Origin of the sequence: Mesorhizobium sp. M1E.F.Ca.ET.041.01.1.1 (assembly GCF_003997355.1) — a bacterium.
In the GTDB taxonomy this organism is placed as follows: Bacteria; Pseudomonadota; Alphaproteobacteria; order Rhizobiales; family Rhizobiaceae; genus Mesorhizobium.
The window spans coordinates 1-1,755 of record NZ_RZSL01000900.1; the positions used below are offsets into that span (position 1 = coordinate 1).

At 63.7% G+C, this 1,755-nt stretch carries 2 protein-coding genes; one reads left to right on the forward strand and one right to left on the reverse strand.

Annotated features, from left to right (window positions below; genetic code table 11):
• The coding region (locus EOA38_RS35645) for a GMC family oxidoreductase (RefSeq protein WP_145966256.1) at positions 1-1,134 on the forward strand (1,134 nt) is incomplete at its 5' end.
• A gap of 167 nt (positions 1,135-1,301) precedes the next feature.
• Here EOA38_RS35645 and EOA38_RS35650 read toward each other — a convergent pair.
• Positions 1,302-1,755, reverse strand: a 454-nt coding sequence (locus tag EOA38_RS35650; RefSeq protein ID WP_127301423.1) for an alkaline phosphatase PhoX, incomplete at its 5' end; no start/stop codon positions are given.

The following is a 1,755-nucleotide window of genomic DNA, read 5'->3' on the forward strand; positions in this document are numbered from 1 at the left end:
ACGGGCACCAACAACTGGCCACGGCTGCCGGGCAACAACAATTTCAAGGTGCTCAAGGCCGGCGCCGACAAGCTCGGCTACAAGGAATGCCACACCGGCAACATGGCGATCAATTCGGTGCAGCGCGACGACCGCAATTCCTGCCAGCAGACGGGCTTCTGCTTCCAGGGCTGCAAGTGGGGCGCAAAATGGTCGACGCTCTATACCGAGATCCCGAAGGGCGAGGCGACCGGCCATCTCGAGGTGCGGCCGAACTCCATGGTGATCAAGATCAACCACGACGCCAGCGGCAAGGTGACCGGCGTCGTCTATGCCGACAAGGACGGCAAGCTGCAGGAGCAGAAGGCGCGCATCGTCGCCGTCGCCGGCAATTCGATCGAGAGCCCGCGCCTGCTGCTCAACTCCGAATCGAGCAAGTTCCCGCATGGGCTTGCCAATTCATCGGGGCAGGTGGGCAAGAACTACATGCGCCACACGACCGGCTCGGTCTATGCCGTCTTCGACAAGCCGGTGCACATGTATCGCGGCACCACCATGGCCGGCATCATCCGCGACGAGGCGCGCCACGATCCTTCGCGCGGCTTCGTCGGCGGCTATGAGATGGAGACGCTGTCGCTCGGCCTGCCGTTCATGGCGGCCTTCCTCAATCCGGGCGGCTGGGGCCGCTCCTTCACGACCGCGCTCGATCACTACGACCGTATGGCGGGGCTGTGGATTGTCGGCGAGGACATGCCGCGCGAGGAGAACCGCATCACGCTGCACAAGGACGAAAAGGACGAGCACGGCATGCCGATCGCAGACGTCCATTTCGACGACCATGCCAACGACACGGCGATGCGTGATCACGCCTACAAACAGGGCCAGGCTCTATATGCTGCTGTCGGCGCCACGCGAACCTTCCCGACGCCGCCCTATCCCTCGACCCATAATCTCGGCACCAACCGGATGAGCGAGAAGGCGGGCGACGGCGTCGTCAACAAGCATGGCCAGACGCACGACATCAAGAACCTGTTCGTGTCGGACGGCAGCCAGTTCACCACGGGCGGCGCGGAAAATCCGACGCTCACCATCGTCTCGTTGGCTATCCGACAGGCCGACTACATCGCCACGCAAATGTCGGCGAAAAGCATCTAGAGCGGTTCGGCGTTCATCGCCGACCCGCTCCAGTTATTTGTTTTGAAGCAATTCCGGACGGAAAACCGCTACGCACTTTTCCTGGATTGCTTTCGTCCTCCCGACTGCCTGCTGGCGCGGGACCCAAATCGGGGTTCCGCGCCCTTTTTTGCAAATGCCCGACAACCTTAGGCGCCGACCGGCTGACCGTCCTTGCGGCGGATGGCTACGACCGACGGGCGTGGCGGCTGGCCGTCCTTGAAGTCGGGCCACAGCGTCTCGGCCTTGTCGAGCGTCTCGGCATCCTCCGAGGGGTGTTGGACCGAGAGGAACAGCGTCGTGCCGTCTGGCGTGAAACAGGGGCCGGTCGCCTCGGCGCCATGCGGGCAGGTGAAGAGCAGTTTCGGCAAGCCGCGCGCCGCGCCCTCGGTGTCGACGCCATAGACGCCGTCCGGAAGGTCGAAGTCGTTGGCGCCGTCGGTCGCCACCCACAGCCGGCCGGCTGGATCGAAGGTGATGTTGTCGGGGCAGACGAACCAGCCATTGTCCGACGTATCGGGGTGGAAGGTGGCGCCGACCTTGGCGTCCTTGGGGTTGCCGCAGAGCACGAAAAGGTCCCAGGCATATTTATCGGCGGTGTGG